General features: G+C 74.9%; 9 protein-coding genes and 1 pseudogene. 4 read left to right on the forward strand and 6 right to left on the reverse strand.

Annotated features, from left to right (window positions below; translation table 11 throughout):
• The first annotated feature begins 33 nt into the window (after positions 1 to 33).
• The gene (locus PV341_RS20600; RefSeq protein WP_500331912.1) at positions 34 to 2,253 is read left to right on the forward strand and encodes a family 2 encapsulin nanocompartment cargo protein terpene cyclase; all 2,220 of its coding nucleotides are present in this window, start codon (positions 34 to 36) and stop codon (positions 2,251 to 2,253) included.
• 76 nt (positions 2,254 to 2,329) lie between these two features.
• On the opposite strand, the gene PV341_RS20605 is transcribed toward PV341_RS20600, so the two are convergent.
• A complete protein-coding gene (locus PV341_RS20605; protein WP_500358648.1) occupies positions 2,330 to 3,373 on the reverse strand; it encodes a CU044_5270 family protein in 1,044 nt (347 codons plus the stop codon).
• On the reverse strand, positions 3,370 to 3,912 hold the full coding sequence (locus tag PV341_RS20610) for a sigma-70 family RNA polymerase sigma factor (RefSeq protein ID WP_500358649.1): 543 nt from the start codon (positions 3,910 to 3,912) through the stop codon (positions 3,370 to 3,372). Before PV341_RS20610 ends, PV341_RS20605 begins: the two co-directional genes overlap by 4 nt.
• A 95-nt stretch (positions 3,913 to 4,007) precedes the next feature.
• Between PV341_RS20610 and ctaD the strand changes: the two are divergent.
• A pseudogene (gene ctaD, locus PV341_RS20615) lies at positions 4,008 to 5,685 on the forward strand (aa3-type cytochrome oxidase subunit I).
• 10 nt (positions 5,686 to 5,695) lie between these two features.
• A complete protein-coding gene (locus tag PV341_RS20620; protein ID WP_500358650.1) occupies positions 5,696 to 6,211 on the forward strand; it encodes a PaaI family thioesterase in 516 nt (171 codons plus the stop codon).
• A 4-nt stretch (positions 6,212 to 6,215) separates the two neighbouring features.
• Here the strand turns inward: PV341_RS20620 and PV341_RS20625 are convergent, their stop codons facing one another.
• Genes PV341_RS20625 through PV341_RS20635 form a run of 3 tightly spaced genes read right to left on the reverse strand, consistent with a single transcriptional unit; the run spans position 6,216 to position 10,176 of the window.
• The gene (locus PV341_RS20625) at positions 6,216 to 8,078 is read right to left on the reverse strand and encodes a GMC family oxidoreductase (protein ID WP_500358651.1); all 1,863 of its coding nucleotides are present in this window, start codon (positions 8,076 to 8,078) and stop codon (positions 6,216 to 6,218) included.
• The gene (locus PV341_RS20630) at positions 8,075 to 9,487 is read right to left on the reverse strand and encodes a tocopherol cyclase family protein (RefSeq protein ID WP_500331900.1); all 1,413 of its coding nucleotides are present in this window, start codon (positions 9,485 to 9,487) and stop codon (positions 8,075 to 8,077) included. Before PV341_RS20630 ends, PV341_RS20625 begins: the two co-directional genes overlap by 4 nt.
• Complete coding sequence (locus PV341_RS20635; protein WP_500331899.1) at positions 9,484 to 10,176, reverse strand: FadR/GntR family transcriptional regulator; 693 nt, start codon at positions 10,174 to 10,176, stop codon at positions 9,484 to 9,486. Before PV341_RS20635 ends, PV341_RS20630 begins: the two co-directional genes overlap by 4 nt.
• Positions 10,177 to 10,369: 193 nt before the next feature.
• On the opposite strand from PV341_RS20635, the gene PV341_RS20640 reads away from it, so the two are divergent.
• Positions 10,370 to 11,740, forward strand: coding sequence for a serine hydrolase domain-containing protein (locus PV341_RS20640; protein WP_500358652.1), 1,371 nt, complete (start codon positions 10,370 to 10,372; stop codon positions 11,738 to 11,740).
• A gap of 31 nt (positions 11,741 to 11,771) precedes the next feature.
• Here PV341_RS20640 and PV341_RS20645 read toward each other — a convergent pair.
• Positions 11,772 to 12,770 (reverse strand): amidase (locus PV341_RS20645; protein ID WP_500358653.1); only part of this gene is annotated, 999 nt, incomplete at its 5' end.

The raw sequence follows: 12,770 nt of genomic DNA on the forward strand, positions 1-12,770 counted from the left end.
ATAGCGCCCCCGGCCCCGGGTAGCGCTGAACGAGTGACGCAGCCATTTGAACTGCCCGACTTCTACCTGCCGCACCCGGCGCGACTCAATCCCCACGTGGAGCGGGCCCGGGAGCATTCCCGCGGCTGGGCGCGGGAGATGGGGATGCTCGAAGGCTCGGGCATCTGGGACACCGGCGACCTCGACTCGCACGACTACGCGCTGCTGTGCGCGTACACGCACCCGGACTGCTCCGGACCGGCCCTGTCCCTGGTGACGGACTGGTACGTATGGGTCTTCTTCTTCGACGACCACTTCCTGGAGGCGTTCAAGCGCACGCAGGACCGCGAGGGCGGCAAGGCGTACCTGGACCGGCTGCCCGCCTTCATGCCGATGGACCTGGCGCAGGGCATGCCCGAGCCGCGGAACCCGGTGGAGGCGGGCCTCGCCGACCTGTGGGCGCGTACGGTGCCGGCGATGTCCATGGACTGGCGCAGGCGCTTCGCCGAGAGCACCGAGCACCTGCTCAACGAGTCCCTGTGGGAGCTGTCCAACATCAACGCGGGCCGGGTGCCCAACCCCGTGGAGTACATCGAGATGCGCCGCAAGGTCGGCGGCGCGCCCTGGTCGGCGGGGCTGGTGGAGTACGCCGCCGGAGCCGAGGTGCCGGCCGCCGTCGCCGGGGCGCGGCCGCTGCTCGTGCTGCGGGACGCCTTCTCCGACGCGGTGCACCTGCGCAACGACCTCTTCTCGTACCAGCGCGAGACCGAGGAGGAGGGCGAGCTCAGCAACGGCGTGCTGGTCCTGGAGACCTTCCTCGGCTGCACGACGCAGGAGGCCGCGGAGTCGGTCAACGACCTGCTGACCTCCCGGTTGCAGCAGTTCGAGAACACCGCGCTCACCGAGTTGCCGCCGCTGTTCGCCGAGCACGCGCTCGACCCGGAGCAGTGCGCGCGTGTGCTGGCGTACGCGAAGGGCCTGCAGGACTGGCAGTCCGGCGGCCACGAGTGGCACATGCGCTCAAGCCGCTACATGAACGGCGGCGGGGCGGGGGCCGCGGACGCCGGATGGTCGCCGTTCGCGCTGCCCGGCGGGCTCGGGCTGTCGGCGGGCACCGTGCGGACCACCGGCCGCGCCGAGGTCGCCCGCGCCCGGGGCTTCACCCATGTGCCGCGGCGCACCGGGCCGACGCCGCTGCCCGACTTCCTCATGCCCTTCCCGGCCACGCTCAGCCCGCACCTGGACGCCGCCCGGCGCCACGTCGTCGACTGGGCGCACCGGATGGGCCTGCTGCTGCCGCAGCCCGGGGTCCCGCACTCCCACGTGTGGGACGAGCACAAGCTGACCGCCTTCGACTTCCCGCTCTGCGCCGCCGGCATCCACCCCGACGCGACCCCCGAGGGGCTGGACCTCACCTCCGGCTGGCTCACCTGGGGCACCTACGCCGACGACTGGTTCCCCGCCGTGTACGGCCGCACCCGCGACCTGGCCGGCGCCCGCGCGGCCAACGAGCGGCTGTCGGCCTTCATGCCGGTCGACGGCTCCGCCGCCCCGGCCCCGGTCAGCGCCCTGGAGCGGAGCCTGGCCGACCTGTGGGCGCGGACGGCCGGGCCGATGGAGCCGCAGGCGCGGCGCCGCTTCCGCACGGCCGTCGAGAACATGACCGCCAGCTGGCTGTGGGAACTGGCCAACCAGGCGCAGAACCGCATCCCCGACCCGGTCGACTACCTGGAGATGCGCCGCCACACCTTCGGCTCCGACCTGACGATGAGCCTGTGCCGGCTGGGCCACGGCGAGCGGGTGCCGGAGGAGGTGTACCGCAGCGGGCCGATGCGGTCGCTGGAGAACTCCGCCGCCGACTACGCCTGCCTGATGAACGACGTCTTCTCGTACCAGAAGGAGATCGAGTACGAGGGCGAGATCCACAACGCCCTGCTGGTCGTGCAGAACTTCTTCGACTGCGACGAGCAGGCCTCGCTCGCCGTCGTCCACGACCTGATGACCGGGCGCATGCGGCAGTTCCAGCACGTCGCCGCCAACGAACTCCCGGTCCTGTACGAGGACTTCGGGCTCGGCACGGACGCGCGGGCGGTGCTGGACGGTTATGTGCGCGAGCTGCGGAACTGGCTCGCGGGCATCCTGACCTGGCACCGCGGCTGCCGCCGCTACGACGAGGAGGAGCTGCGCCGCCCGGTGGGGGGAGGCCGGCTGCCCACCGGGCCGACCGGACTGGGCACCTCCGCGGCGCGCCTGGCGGTCCTGGCCGCGCGCTGACCGCCGCGCGCTGACCGCCGCGCGGGGGCGGGGCGCCGGGCCCCGCCCCCCGTCCCGGCGCTGCGCGCCCCGGGCGTCAGTCCATCCAGGCCTGGTACGACATGACGTCGCCGGCCTTCACCCGGTACTCGGGCTGGTCCTGCGTGTACGTCTCCTCGATCCCCAGGACGCGCCCGTCGGCCGGGTCGAGGACGACCATGCGGCGCAGCCCGGCCGCGTCGTGGACGTAGGCCTGGCCCCGCCTGCCCAGCCGGTCGGTGACCGTACCGGCAGGCCGCAGGCCGGGGGCGGCGGCGAGGAGCTCGTCGACCGCGGCGGTGCCGGCGGGCCCCGGCGTCCAGTCCCGCAGCAGCGAGGCCAGCGCGTCCACCAGTTCCGGGGTGCCGGCGCAGGCGCAGCCGTACACCTGGGACAGGTACGCCCGCAGCTCCTCCGCGGAGTCCGGGGGCTCGGTCCCCGAGCGGCCGTACGGGGGGAGGGTGCCCGGCGGGTACGCGGCGCGGTGCAGCACCTCGCCGTCCGCGACGGTGTGCGGGGAGCCGCCGGAGTCGCTGATCACCGGCTCCCCGGGATGCCGCGGGTCGGTGGCGACGACCAGTTCGGTGCCGCTGCCGTCGGCTTTCCAGCGGGTGAGGTGCTCCTCGGGCAGGGTGACGGGCGGGCGGCCGCCCGGGCCCGCCTCCATGCCCATGCTCCACATCATCACGTGGCTCCCGCGGCGGGTGCCCGGGCCGCCGCCCCGCGCCGCCGCCTCCCTGGCCGCGCCGGCCACCTCGGTCAGCGGGACCTCCCGCGACCCGGCCAGCGGACGCAGCGCCACGGGGGCGGCGACCGCCGGGGTGGTGCCGGCCCCGGAGAGCACGACGACCAGGACGGCCACCACGGTCGCCGCCACCGCGGCCAGGCCCGTGACGAGGCCGCCCACCCGGCGGGCGGTCCGTCGGGGCGCGGGGACGGGTGCCGCTCCGGCTGCTGCTCCAGGTGCCGGTCCGGAGGCCAGCAGCCGCCGCAGCCCGAGTTCGGCCCGCGCGTCCAGGGGGCGGTCGCGCCAGCGGTGATCGCCGGCAGGCACGGGATCGGCCCGGCGCAGCAGCTCCAGCTCCGGCTCCAGCTCGGTCATGGCCCCTCCTGGGTCACGGTCATCCCCATGCGGTCGATCTGCTCGCGCAGCCTGCGGCGCGCCCGGTGCAGGCGCATGGCGGCCGCGGAGCGCCCGCAGCCCAGGGCGACCGCCAGTTCCCCGACGTCCAGCTCCTCCCAGGCGGTCAGCCGCAGCACCTCCTGGTCGGCCGCCGCGAGCCGCCCCAGTGCCTCGTGCACCCAGGCGCCGGGTGCTTCGGTGCCGGGGCTCGGCACGAGGTGCGTGCCGTGCGCCGTCTCGTGGTTCCCGATCCGGTCCAGCAGCCTGCGCCGCCGCCCCTGCCCGCGCACGCTGTTGGCCAGGCAGTTGCGGGCGACGCCGTACAGCCAGGGCAGCACGTACGAGGGGAGCTCGGCGCGCCGCCGCCAGGCGACGGCGAAGACCTCCGCCACCACTTCCTCCACCTCGTCGTACGCCGCCCGCCCGGCCGTCCGCCGGGCGACGTAGCGGCTGACCGCCCAGTAGTGCTCGCGGTAGGCAGCGGCGAACGCCTGTGACCGCGTCTCGTCCGTGCTCATGACCGCTTGGTGTCCGCCACGGGACCGATCATCACACCCCGCCGCTGTGACGTTCCCCGCGTGACGCCGCGGGCGGGCCCGGACACCTACCGGGCATGAGGCTCACGTTCCCGCGACGCACGGCGTCCGCCGTGGCATGGCTGACCACGACCGACCACAAGGCCATCGGCACGCTCTACCTCGGTACGGCGTTCGCCTTCTTCTGCGGTGGCGGGGTGATGGCCCTGCTGATGCGCGCCGAGCTCGCCCGCCCCGGGCTGCAGGTCATGTCGAACGAGCAGTTCAACCAGCTCTTCACGATGCACGGCACGGTGATGCTGCTGATGTTCGACCCCGCTGTTCGCCGGTTTCGCGAACTGGATCATGCCGCTGCAGATCGGTGCCCCCGACGTCGCGTTCCCCCGGCTCAACATGCTCGCGTACTGGCTCTACCTCTTCGGCTCGCTGATCGCGGTGGGCGGTTTCCTCACCCCGCAGGGCGCGGCCGACTTCGGCTGGTTCGCCTACTCACCGCTGTCGGGCGCGGCGCACTCGCCGGGCGTGGGCGGCGACCTGTGGATCATGGGGCTGGCGCTGTCCGGCTTCGGGACCATCCTCGGCGCGGTCAACCTGATCACTACGATCATCTGCATGCGTGCCCCGGGCATGACGATGTTCCGGATGCCGATCTTCACCTGGAACGTGCTGCTCACCGGTGTGCTGGTGCTGATGGCCTTCCCGGTGCTGGCCGCGGCGCTGCTCGCGCTGGAGCTGGACCGCAAGTTCGGGGCGCACATATTCGACCCGGCGAACGGCGGAGCGCTGCTGTGGCAGCACCTGTTCTGGTTCTTCGGGCACCCCGAGGTCTACATCATCGCGCTGCCCTTCTTCGGGATCGTGAGCGAGGTCATACCGGTCTTCTCGCGCAAGCCGATGTTCGGCTACACCGGCCTGATCGCGGCGACGATCTCGATCGCCGGACTGTCGGCGACGGTCTGGGCGCACCACATGTACGTCACGGGCGGCGTGCTGCTGCCCTTCTTCTCCTTCATGACGCTGCTCATCGCGGTACCGACCGGGGTGAAGGTCTTCAACTGGATCGGCACGATGTGGAAGGGCTCGCTCAGCTTCGAGACGCCGATGCTCTGGGCGACCGGCTTCCTCGTCACCTTCGTCTTCGGCGGGCTCACCGGGGTGCTCCTGGCGTCGGCGCCCCTGGACTTCCAGGTCTCCGACTCCTACTTCGTGGTGGCGCACTTCCACTACGTCGTCTTCGGCACCGTCGTCTTCGCCATGTTCTCCGGACTCCACTTCTGGTGGCCGAAGTTCACCGGCAAGATGCTCGACGAACGCCTGGGGAAGATCACCTTCTGGACGCTCTTCGCCGGTTTCCACGGCACCTTCCTCGTCCAGCACTGGCTGGGCACGCAGGGCATGCTGCGGCGCATCCCGGACTACCTGGCCGCCGACGGCTTCACCACGCTGAACACCATCTCGACGATCAGCTCCTTCCTGCTGGGCCTGTCGATCCTGCCGTTCCTCTACAACGTGTGGAAGACCGCCAAGTACGGCGAGCCGGTCGGGACGGACGACCCGTGGGGCTGGGGCCGTTCGCTGGAGTGGGCGACGAGCTGCCCGCCGCCGCGGCACAACTTCCTCACGCTCCCGCGCATCAGGTCCGAGTCGCCCGCCTTCGACCTGCGCCACGGCGCGGCAGGGGTGCCGGGGGCCGTGTCGGGAACGGTATCCAAGCTGCCGGATACGCCACTGCCGACGAGCCGGGCCGACGCCTAGCGTCGGTGCCATGACGACGTACGAGGCCGCCACCGCCACCCGTTCGCGCACCCACACCTGGGAGCCGCGCCCCGATCCCACCCCAGAACTCCTGGCGCTGACCGGGCGTGAGGTCCTGCAGGGCGCGATCGACGGCCGCTTCCCCGAGTCCTCGATCATGAGCACCCTGGGCTTCCGCTTCGTCGAGGTCGGCGACGGGCGCGCGGTCTTCGAGGGCGACCCCGGCGACCACCTGCTCAACCCGATGGGCACGGTGCACGGCGGCTTCCTCGCCACCCTGCTGGACTCGGCGCTCGGATCGGCCGTGATGAGCCGCCTCCCGGCCGGATCGGCGTACACCACCGTGCAGTTGGGGGTGCACATGATCCGGCCGGTGCTCCCCGGGACGTCCACGCTGCGCTGCGAGGGCGTGGCGCTCCACGTCGGCCGGACGACGGCCACCGCCGAGGCCCGGGTGACCGGCGCGGCCGACGGGAAGCTCTACGCGCACGGCACGACGACCTGCGCGGTGCTGCGCCCCCGCTGACCGCTCAGCCGGCCGCCCGCACCGCGCCCTCGCTGACGGCCAGGGCCAGCGCCATGATGCTGAGCTGCGGGTTCACCTCGGGGCAGCTGGGCAGCGCCGAGGCGTCGGCGATCAGCACCCCGTGCACACCTCGCAGCCGGCCCGCGGGGTCGGCCGGCGCCACCTCCGGGTCCGCGCCGAGGGCGACGGTGCCCGTGGGGTGGAAGGCCGACAGGTGCAGCTGCCGTGCCGTCACCCCCTCCAGGGCCGACGCGAGCTCCCGTGGCGTACGGGCCCGCGGCGCGGCGGGGACGCCGGTGAGGACCTCCTCGGCCCCGGCGGCGAAGAGCAGGTCGCCCATCGCGCGGACGGCGCGCAGCAGTCGGCGGCCGTCGCGGGGGTCGAGGTCGTAGCGGAGCAGGCCGCCCTCGCGGCCGAGGACGCGTCCGCCGGGCCGGTCCGCGATCATCGCGCCGAACGTGGCCAGCCGTCCGGAGTCCTCCAGCTCCGCGCGCAGTTCCCGGCCTACGCCCGGCAGCACGAACGAGCCCATGCCGGGCGGCGGGGCGGTCGCCTCGACGAGGATGCCGTCCTCGTGCAGCTCCTCCACGCCGACGCTCTGCAGCACCGCCGGGCCGCCGTCCGCGACCGGCTCGGCGAACCGCCCGGCGACGCTGGTGGCGGGGTGCACGGCCAGGTTGCGGCCGGTCCGGGGGTGGCCGCCGAGGCCGGAGCGGCGCAGCAGCGGGGGAGTGCGCAGGGCGCCCGCGGCCACCACGACCAGCGGGCTGAGGATCTCCAGTTCGCTGCCGTCCGCCCGCCGTACCGCCACACCGCAGGCGCGCGGGCCGCCCGGCCGGTCGGGCTCGGTGAGCACCCGCCGCACGTTGGCGCCGGTCACGATCCGGGCCCCGGCCGCGCACGCCTGCGGCAGCACCGACAGCTGGACGCTCTGCTTCGCCCCGGACGGGCAGCCCACCACGCACTGGCACGAGCCCCGGCAGCCGGGGGCGTTGCGCCGCAGGGGCGCCGCGCGCCAGCCGAGGCCGCCCGCGCCGAGCAGGGCGAGGGCGCCGTTGCGGCCCAGCACGTCCTGCGGCTGGCGGGCCACGCGCAGGGTGCGCTCCACCTCGTCCAGGTACGCGCCGAAGGCCACCGGGTCCGCGAGGTCCCCGAGCCCGTGCTCCTCGCGCCACCGGGCCAGCACACGGTCCGGAGTGCGGTAGCAGGTGCCGGAGTTGACGACCGTCGTGCCGCCGACGGCGCGCCCGGTCGGCACGACCATGGGGGGGTTGCCGAGGGCGAGGGTCGCGCCGCCGTCCCGGTACAGCTCGGCGAACCGGTCGAGCGGGGCCCGCCGTCCGAACTCCGAGGTGGTGTGCCGCCGGCCCTCCTCCAGGACGACCACCCGCAGTCCCGCCCGTGCCAGGGTGCGCGCCGCCATCGCCCCGCCGGCGCCCGAGCCGACGACGACGGCGTCCGCGCGGGAGCGGTCCGGCCACTCGCCGGCGGGCACGCAGTCCAGCGCAGGGTCCTCCGGCGCCACGGGCGCCGTGGCGCCGGGCGGCTGCGCCAGCAGCCGTTCGGTGCCGGCCGCCAGCAGCACCGGCACCTTCACCACGTCGAGCAGGGGCAGCAGCGCGGGCCGCGCGGCGAGGCCCGCCAGCACCCGTTCCCGTTCCCCCGGGCCCAGCCGGTCCAGCCGCCGCCCGGTGCGTGCCGCCGCGTAGAGGTCCACCGCGGCCGCCGCGGCGCGGAAGCCGTGCCGGGTCCGCGCGGGCATCGCCGCCAGCAGGCCGTCCAGCCGGCGGGGCACGCCCGTGGTCCAGTCGCCGTCGCCCGCGTCGGCGAGCAGCGCCGCCACCAGGCCGCGGACGGCGGCGCTCACCGGTCGCCCACTTCTGCGTGGGCGGTGCCGGCGAGCGTCCACTCCGCCTCGGTGCGCCAGCCGCCGCGGCCCCTGCGCTCCAGCACGACGTGGGCGTCGGCGGTCTCGCTGTTGCGGCACACGGCGGGAGAGCCGTCGGGGTCGGCGTAGTCGAGGGCGAGGGTGCGCTCGGCCGGCTGGTCGACCCGTACGGTGATCCGGCGCCCGCCCGCGCGGCCGGTCACCGTCCAGCGCGGCAGGCCGATCTCGGCGGTGAAGCGGCCGAGGCCGGCGCGCCCCAGGGCCGGGCGCAGGCCGCCGCGCGGCCAGTCGCGGCCGTCCCTGCGCAGCCGCAGGAACACCAGCGGAGGCAGCCGGTCCAGGCCCGGGCGGGTGGAGACGGCGGCGACGACCTCCAGCACGTCCCCGTCGCCGAGGTCGGCGTGCAGCCAGGCCCAGCGCCGGGCGTTGCCATGGCCGTAGATGCGGGCCGAGGCCCCGGGCGCGGCCCGCAGGCCGAGTTCGCCCCCGCCGTGGCGGACGGTGCCCGTGTACCGGGCGCGGGGCGACGGCACGATCTGCGCGGCGGGCAGCAGCGGATGCCGCCACGACCAGCGCGGGAAGGTGTACAGCGGCTGCTCGGCGCCGGCGTCCTCGGTGAGGTCCCAGGCGAGGTCGCCCGCCGTGCCGCGTAGCCGGCCGGGGACGGCCTCGACGCCGTCGGCCGTGAACCCCTCGGCGCCCGTCGCGGGACGCCAGGGCGACGGGCCGAAGCGGGCGTGCTCCACCGGGCCCTTGCCGTCCGGGGGGAAGACGGCGGCCCAGCCGTGGGCGAAGGCGGGGGATCCGTCGGCGGGGGCGACGAGTTCGTGGTGGAGCCACAGGCCGGTGCCCGTCGCGGGGTCGGTGGCCGTGGTGTACCAGACCTCGGTGCGGCCCGCGGCGCCGTCCCAGCGCGGTGCCCACTGCGCCCGGGGGTCGTCCCGGCGGGGGAAGCGGAAGCTCGCCAGGAACGGCACGAGCGAGGACGCCGTGCGGAAGCGCAGCGTGCCCGTGCCGGCCGGTTCCGGGACGTCCCCGGCGGTGAGGGTGAAGGGCAGCGTGGTCATCGAGGCCAGCGGCCGCCGCGGGGTGACGGACTTCCAGCCCTCCAGGAGGCAGCGCTCGCCGTCGAGTGCGAACTCCAGCCGGTAGTGGATGCGCCGCCGGGCCAGCGGCGAGACCTCCAGCGTGCCGGTGGCGGCGGCGTCGGCGCGGCCCGCGATGCGCAGCCGACCGGTGGCGCGGGCCACGGTCGTACGGTGCGGCAGCAAGAGGTCGTCGCTGCGCGCCGTCAGCTCCAGCCGTACCGGCCGCTCCCGGTCCTCGCCGCGCAGCCGTACGGTCCCCGTCATGGTCTCGGCGAAGACCGTCCCCCGTCCCGCGCTCACCGGGACTTCAGCCCCTCGCGCATGATCTCCTCGGTCGCCGTCAGATACGCCTCCGCCGCCGCGCGGGCGGCTGCACCGTCCCCCTCCTCCACCGCGGCGACCACCGGCGCCAGCCGTCCGTACGCCTCCTCCGCGTCCTGGAAGGGGCCGGCGAGGTGACGGCGCATCGGCAGGTAGGCGTTGAACAGGGTGTTGGTGAGGAGCACGTAGACGCGGTTGCCGGTGGCGCGGGCCAGCGCCCGGTGCACCTCGGCGTCCGCCAGTTGCACCGCGTCCGGGTCCCCGGCCGTGCGCACGGCCTCCACCCGGTCCCGCAGCCGGGTCCGTGCGGCGCCGCTCGCCCGGGTCGCCGCCGCGCCGGCGATCAGGGCGCCCACCCCGCGCCGCACCTCGAAGATCTCGGAGAGCCAGCGCGCGTCGTGCCGGACGAGCATGGGCAGCAGGTCGGCGCCGCCGAGGCGTTCGTAGTCCCGGACCCTGGTACCGACGCCGTGCCGCGTCTCCAGCAGTCCGGCCTGGACCAGCCGCCCGAAGGCGTGCTTGAGGGTGGTGCGGGTGACGCCGTACCCCTCGGCCAGCGTGCGCTCGGGCGGCAGCAGGGTCCCCGCGGGACGGCGGCCGGTGAGGATCTCCTCGCGGATCCGGTCCTCCAGGACGTCCACGATCGACGTGCGCGGCAGCGCTTCCATCACACCTCCATGGGTCAGTGGATGAGCCACTCAACCAATGACCCGACGCACCGTCAAGACCCGCCCCCGCAACGGACGTCACCCGCTCGGCCGCGCGCCGCCCGCCGCCCGGTCGCCGCACCGCGGCCGGCGGCTTACGTTCGCGATGGCGTGCCCCCGCCCCGCCCCGTCCCCACGGCCGAAAGGCACTGACATGACGCACCCGTGCGCCCGTCCGCCCAGGCTCCGCGGCACCGTGCGCAAGGCGGTCGCCGCGGTCCTGGCCGCCGCCGCGCTCCCCACGGCCCTGGCGTGCGGCGGGCCCGCGGACACCACCCGCTCCCCCGAGGCCACCCGGACGGCGAGGTCGGCTCCGGCCTCGCCGCTCGCGCGGGCCGAGGAGGAGGACCGCACGGCGGGCCCGGCCTCCGCCTCCCCGGCGTCCGCGTCCCCCGCGCAGGCCTCCCCCAGCGGGTCACCGGGCGCCGGCGGGAACTTCCCGGCGCTCTCCGGCGACGTCGTCAAGAAGCTCGACGGCGCGATGGCGGACACCCTGAAGAGGACCGGTGTGCCCGGCGCGATCGTGGGGCTGTGGGCCCCAGGCAAGGGTTCCTACGTACGCGCCCTCGGCGTGGCGGACACGAAGTCGAAGGCGCGCATGTCGCCCGACCTCAACATGCGGATCGGCAGCGAGACCAAGACCTTCACCGTGACGGCGCTGCTGACCCTCGTCGACCGGAAGAAGGCCGGACTCGACGACCCCGTCTCGCGGTACGTGGACGGCGTGCCCGGCGGCGACGCCATCACCTTGCGGCAGCTCGCCGAGATGCGCAGCGGGCTCTACAACTACACCGACGACCCGAACTTCCAGAAGGCCCTCAAGGCCGACCCCAACCGGGGGTTCGTCCCCGCCGAGCTGCTCGCCTACGCCTTCCAGCACCCCTCGCAGGCCACCCCGGGCTCCCGCTTCCAGTACTCCAACACCAACACCGTCCTGCTGGGCCTGGTGATCGAGAAGGCGAGCGGCATGCCGTTCGGCGACTACCTGCGGCGTGACGTGCTCGATCCGGCCAAGCTGAAGCACACCGTCTTCCCCGCGGGGCGCGCCTTCCCGAACCCGCACGCCCGCGGCTACACCCGGCAGACCAAGGACGGGAAGGAAGGCGACGCCACCAACTGGGACCCCTCCTGGGCCTGGGCCGCCGGCGCGATGATCTCCGACCAGCAGGACCTGCGGGCCTGGGCCCGCATCGTCGCCGACGGCACCCTGCTCAGCAAGGCCACCCAGGCGCAGCGCACGACCTTCCTCCCCACCTCGTACCCGGGCATCGGCTACGGCCTCGGCCTCTTCGACAACCACGGCTGGATCGGGCACAACGGATCGCTGCCCGGCTACCAGAGCACCGCCGTGTACCTGCCCGACGCCAAGGCGACCATGGTCGTGCTGCTCAACACCGACACCGCCGTGGGCGGCAACGAGCCCAGCAGCCTCTTCGCCGAGGCGATGACCAAGATCGTCACCCCGGGCCACGTCTACGCCTTCCCGCCCACCAACGGCACCGGCACCAGCCCGAGCAGCAGCTGAGCGCGGGCTGCCCCGCTCGCGCGGGAAGGGGTCAGCCGACCAGGAACGGCGGCCTGCGGTCCCGCCAGGGGACGGCCTGCTCCAACTGCGCGGCCACGCCCAGCAACAGGTCCTCCCGGCCCTGGGCGGCGACGAGCTGCACCCCGACCGGCAGCCCCTCGCGGCTCTGGCCGAGCGGCAGGCTCACCGCCGGATGCCCCGAGACGTTGAAGGCCGCCGTGAACGGCCCGTACGCGAACAGCTCCCGCAGCCAGGAGCGCACCGTGTGCCGGGAGTCGTCGTGGCCGAGGGTGCCGTGCGGCGCGGGGAGCGCGCCGAGCGTCGGCGTGACGAGCAGGTCGTACGCGGTGAAGAAGCGGCCCGCCGCGCGGGTCACGCGGTGCTGCGCGTCGACCGCCGCCATCAGCCCGAGCGCCGTGCACGCCTCGGTCTCGGCGAGCACCGCTCGCGACACCGCCTCCAGCAGTGAGCGGTCCAGGCGCGGCGCCGCCCGCAGCAGCGCGCCGCCACTGGCGAACGCGCCCAGCGCGGTGGCCTCCACGAGGTCGTCCGCGTCCAGGCGCGGTGTGTCCTCGGCGACGCGGTGCCCGATCCACTCCAGCACCTTGCCCGCGTCGACGGTGACGGCGGCGACCTGCGGATCCACGGGCGTGCCCGTCCAGGCGGCGGTGGTCAGGGCGATCCGCAGCCGCCCCGGGTCGGAGCGCACCGCCCGCGCGTACGGCGACGGGGGCGCGGGGAGGGGGTACTTGTCGCCGTACGAGGGCCCGCCCACGGCGTCGAGCAGCGCCGCGGCGTCCCGTACCGTCCTGGTCACGGCGAACTCCACCTGGAGCCCGAACGCCGCCTCACCCGCGAGCGGCCCGCACGGGGTGCGCCCCCGGCTCGGCTTGAGCCCGACCAGCCCGCAGCAGGACGCCGGGATGCGGATCGAACCGCCCGCGTCGTTGGCGTGCGCCACCGGCACCGCCCCCGCGGCGACCAGCGCGGCCGACCCGCCGCTCGACCCGCCCACCCCGCGCCCCGGGTC

The organism is Streptomyces sp. PA03-1a, assembly GCF_033792805.1.
In the GTDB taxonomy this organism is placed as follows: Bacteria; Actinomycetota; Actinomycetes; order Streptomycetales; family Streptomycetaceae; genus Actinacidiphila.

Excerpts from the sequence above, each read along its gene's own strand:
- PV341_RS20635 (WP_500331899.1), bottom strand. The coding sequence starts at position 10,176 with ATGGAAGCGCTGCCGCGCACGTCGATCGTGGACGTCCTGGAGGACCGG.
- PV341_RS20620 (WP_500358650.1), top strand. The coding sequence starts at position 5,696 with ATGACGACGTACGAGGCCGCCACCGCCACCCGTTCGCGCACCCACACC.
- PV341_RS20610 (WP_500358649.1), bottom strand. The coding sequence starts at position 3,912 with ATGAGCACGGACGAGACGCGGTCACAGGCGTTCGCCGCTGCCTACCGC.
- PV341_RS20640 (WP_500358652.1), top strand. The coding sequence starts at position 10,370 with ATGACGCACCCGTGCGCCCGTCCGCCCAGGCTCCGCGGCACCGTGCGC.
- PV341_RS20605 (WP_500358648.1), bottom strand. The coding sequence starts at position 3,373 with ATGACCGAGCTGGAGCCGGAGCTGGAGCTGCTGCGCCGGGCCGATCCC.